The organism is Okeania sp. SIO2B9 (assembly GCF_010672505.1).
Lineage (GTDB): Bacteria > Cyanobacteriota > Cyanobacteriia > Cyanobacteriales > Microcoleaceae > Okeania > Okeania hirsuta.
Genome location: NZ_JAAHGK010000721.1, coordinates 1 through 3,979, shown reverse-complemented (window position 1 = coordinate 3,979; position 3,979 = coordinate 1). Strand labels below are relative to the sequence as shown.

Below are 3,979 nucleotides of genomic sequence, written 5' to 3'. Positions count from 1 at the left end.
TCTTCGATACTTTTGTGTGGTTCTAGCTTTAACAATCTCGGCATGGCGATCGCCCAACTCTTACTATTCATCCCTTAATTTATCAGGTTTAATTTTTTTATACCGATGCTACCGGATTTGATATTAGATCTTGCTTATGCAGTAATTGACGGTATTCAAGCTAGGGGAGAAAAGGGAAACTACAGTACAGAACGTTTTAAATTTTACTCAAATCAAACTGCTTAAAATTTCTTTACATACTTTGGTTTTTTTTCACCGACTTACTTACGCAAATAGGGCGCGGACATTTATAAATGCTCAAAGTTAGTCAGGAATTACTTGTGAATTCTTGAATGTTTTCCAAAATACCCGAAAAGATGCTTAAAATCTTCCTATTCAGAATGGTGACTATGAGTAGTAATACTTTCTTTTTTGTTGAATAATCGCTCACAAATACCCAGTAAATATGATTTATTATTGATGGGCGATCGCGGCAATGGTTTTTCATTATCAGGCCAACTAGGTAAATCGAAACATGGACAACAATCTGGGGGCATTCCTTTAACACGAGATGGGATAGGCATCGAACAACGGGCACAATCACTAATGTCCCACTCTGGAGATAATAATTCTGCAATTGTTTGATGTGTCCCCTCTAAAAAACAATCTCCCGATCCAGAAGATAAAATTTGTTGCCAGCATGATTCAAAATCTTGACTGTAGCGATCGCCTAAAAGTACGATTTGAGGTTTTATAGCTGCTTGGCCATTTCTCATTAATACCTTCTTACCTAACTGAAACCAACAGGCAATATATTGTTTGACTTGATCGTGAGATGCCATAATTTTTAGCTCCGATATTTTCCGTTTCATAGAACTTCAAAGCTAATAAATAGCCTCGTTCATCTACCTTCATTCTAACTTTTCCATCGTTAAAATTGGGGAGTGAAGCTAATACTTTATTCCTTTAGAATAAATTAAGAATTAAATATTCAAAGGTGTGCCTAAAGCACTAAGATTCAAAACATGACCTCCTGTAACTAGATAAACAGACTGAGAAATTACTCCAACTCGACGAATCAGATGACCAAGGCGATCACGAAATAGTCGTCCGATAGGAAACGAAGGAACTACTCCCCAACCTGTTTCTTCACCCACTAAAATTACATCGCTACTAGCTTTTAATAAAGCTTCAATCAAAGCTGCTAAAGTTTCATTCCAAGCTGGTTCATCTTGTGACAAAATATTAGCCAACCAAGTACCTAAAGAATCTACCAAAATACAACAGTCTTGATGTGCATAAGTAGTCAAAGTTTCTGATAGTTTCACAGGTATTTCTAAGGTAGTCCAATCAGGAGGGCGACGGTTTTGATGTTGTTCAATTCGAGTTTGCCACTCTAGGTCTTGACCATCAACTTGAGAGGTAGCTATATAAATTACTTGTTTGTGAGAACTAATCGCCAAATTTTCAGCCCACTCACTTTTACCAGAGCGAGCAGGACCTGTGACCAAAATTAGTTTCTTAGAAGTAGCTTGAGGAGAATTCATGGGAATACAAACAAATAATACTATTTCTCAAAAACTTTTCTACATTTTCTTGAGTCGGGGATTAGGGGAATAGAGGCGTTAGCTGCCGCTAACGCCCCTACAGATAAGTAAACATAAGAATAATTAACATTAACTAGGCTACTAATTAGCAAAAAAGTTGTTTTGCCTACGTTAATTACTTAATAACTGAAGTCTTACCTAAGTATATCATTACTTTTGAGAATTGGTATAATCCAGTGTAAACTGAAAATAAAGGATAATAAATTAGAATAAATTAGTAAATAGTAAGTTCGGCCAAAATCCGTGAAAACTCCAAAATAGTAAGAATTAACTATGGCCAAAATATCTGCTATTATCTGCACTCATAATCGGGACAATTACTTAGGAGCTGCCATAGATAGCCTACTTGGACAGGATTTTCCTGGTAGCTTTGAAGTAGTAGTAGTAGACAATGCTTCCACTGACCGCACCCGCGAAGTAGTAGAAGCAAGATATCCTAGTCCCAATCTGAAATATGTATATGAGCCAGTCACAGGATTATCTGTGGCCAGAAATACAGGGGCAAAAGCAGCCAGTGCAGAAATTTTAGCTTATCTTGATGATGATGCTGTTGCTAGTTCCCAATGGTTAAGGGTATTGCAAGAAGCTTTTCAAAGTAATGAAAAACTAGCGATCGCTGGTGGTAAAGTTACCTTGATTTGGCCAGAAGGAATTACCCCCCCCAAATGGCTTTCTCCAGAATTATCAGGAAACCTAGGTTACTATGACCTTGGTGATTCTGTAGTGTATATTAATCAGCCTGGTTTAACTCCCAGAGGTTTAAATTATTCCATTCGTCGTACATTTCTTGAACAAATTGATGGCTTTGATACTAACTTAGGTCGAGTGGGCAAAAAGCTACTGTCTAATGAAGAATTACACACCACAGAATTAGCAATCAAGCAAGGTTGGCAAGTAGCTTATTTACCTGAAGCTTTGGTTGCTCATAATGTAGCTCCTGAAAGGGTTAGACCTTCCTGGTTTATTGAGAGAGGTTGGTGGCAAGGCATTAGCGAATGTTATCGCGAACAACTAGCTGGTCAGGCGGGTCTTAGACAAATAAGAAAGGGGAGCGATAGAATGATTAGGGGTGTGTACAAGTCTCTAAAAAATATAGCAGACCCGGCCAAACGTTTTGATAATTTTGTCTATGCTTATGCTCAAATAGGCTATCTAGGTGCAGCTATTCAGGGCATGATATCTACGAAGTAGATTTTAGGTGGTAGGTAAAAAAAGCCGATCGCCCTGCCTAAAAGCTAACCCAAAGCCACTCAAAATATCAGGGCATGATATTTATGAAGTAGGTATTATGTGGTAGATTTTAGGTGGTAGGTAAAAAAAGTTGATCGTCCTGTAGAAATACTAACCCAAGTCCACTCAATCTCAAATCGTACTTACCTAAAGATTAACTCAAGGCCACTCAACATCAAATCCTAACTATCTAAATACTAACCCAAGGCAACTCAATACAAAACTATTAGTGCCTTCGAACTATAGCGATAATAAAATAAGGTAATACCTATCTATAAAATTCTGAACTATGACATCATCTAAGATACCAGTTTCAGTTCTCATCCCGGCTAAGAATGAAGAAAAAAATTTACCCGCTTGTCTAGATAGTGTTGCAAGAGCAGATGAGATATTTGTAGTAGATTCTCAAAGCAGCGATCATTCCGGGGAAATTGTAGAAAGTTATGGAGCAAATTTAGTACAGTTCCATTTTAATGGTCAATGGCCAAAAAAGAAAAATTGGTCTTTAGAAAATTTGCCATTTCGGAATGAGTGGGTACTTATTGTTGATTGTGACGAACGTATTACTCCTGAGCAATGGGATGAAATTGCTGTAGCTATTCAAGACCCAAATTACAATGGTTACTACCTTAATAGACGAGTATTTTTTCTAGGTAAATGGATTCGTTATGGGGGTAAATATCCTGATTGGAATCTGCGTTTATTTAAGCATAAAGAAGGTCGCTACGAGAATTTAGGAACTGAGGGAGTGGCCAATACGGGGGATAATGAAGTGCATGAACACGTTGTTTTGAATGGAAAGGTAGGCTATCTGAAAAATGATATGCTTCACGAAGATTTTCGTGATTTATTCCACTGGTTGGAAAGACACAATCGTTATTCTAACTGGGAAGCGCGAGTACATTATAATATACTGACTGGTCAGGATGATGATGGAACTATTGGTGCAAGTTTATTTGGGGATGCGGTACAGCGTAAACGTTTTCTGAAGAAGATATGGGTAAGATTACCGTTTAAACCGATATTGAGGTTTATTTTATTTTACTTTATTCAATTAGGGTTTTTAGATGGTAAAGCAGGATATATTTACGGTAGGTTACTGAGTCAATATGAGTATCAAATAGGTGTTAAACTTTACGAACTTAAAGATTGTGGTGGTCAGA

The 3,979-nt window shown here is 37.4% G+C and carries 4 protein-coding genes; 2 read left to right on the top strand and 2 right to left on the bottom strand.

Annotation, left to right across the window (positions count from 1 at the left end):
• Window positions 1–371 precede the first annotated feature (371 nt).
• Window positions 372–821 carry a hypothetical protein gene (locus F6K13_RS22250; RefSeq protein WP_124144100.1) on the bottom strand — a complete coding sequence of 150 codons (450 nt, stop codon included), beginning with the start codon at window positions 819–821 and terminating at the stop codon, window positions 372–374.
• A 141-nt stretch (window positions 822–962) separates the two neighbouring features.
• The gene (cobU, locus tag F6K13_RS22245; protein WP_124144101.1) at window positions 963–1,526 is read right to left on the bottom strand and encodes a bifunctional adenosylcobinamide kinase/adenosylcobinamide-phosphate guanylyltransferase; all 564 of its coding nucleotides are present in this window, start codon (window positions 1,524–1,526) and stop codon (window positions 963–965) included.
• 333 nt (window positions 1,527–1,859) lie between these two features.
• On the opposite strand from cobU, the gene F6K13_RS22240 reads away from it, so the two are divergent.
• Window positions 1,860–2,777 carry a glycosyltransferase family 2 protein gene (locus F6K13_RS22240; protein ID WP_124144102.1) on the top strand — a complete coding sequence of 306 codons (918 nt, stop codon included), beginning with the start codon at window positions 1,860–1,862 and terminating at the stop codon, window positions 2,775–2,777.
• A 328-nt stretch (window positions 2,778–3,105) separates the two neighbouring features.
• Window positions 3,106–3,979 (top strand): glycosyltransferase family 2 protein (locus F6K13_RS22235; RefSeq protein ID WP_287288409.1); only part of this gene is annotated, 874 nt, incomplete at its 3' end.

Excerpts from the sequence above, each read along its gene's own strand:
- F6K13_RS22250 (WP_124144100.1), bottom strand. The coding sequence starts at position 821 with ATGGCATCTCACGATCAAGTCAAACAATATATTGCCTGTTGGTTTCAG.
- cobU (WP_124144101.1), bottom strand. The coding sequence starts at position 1,526 with ATGAATTCTCCTCAAGCTACTTCTAAGAAACTAATTTTGGTCACAGGT.
- F6K13_RS22240 (WP_124144102.1), top strand. The coding sequence starts at position 1,860 with ATGGCCAAAATATCTGCTATTATCTGCACTCATAATCGGGACAATTAC.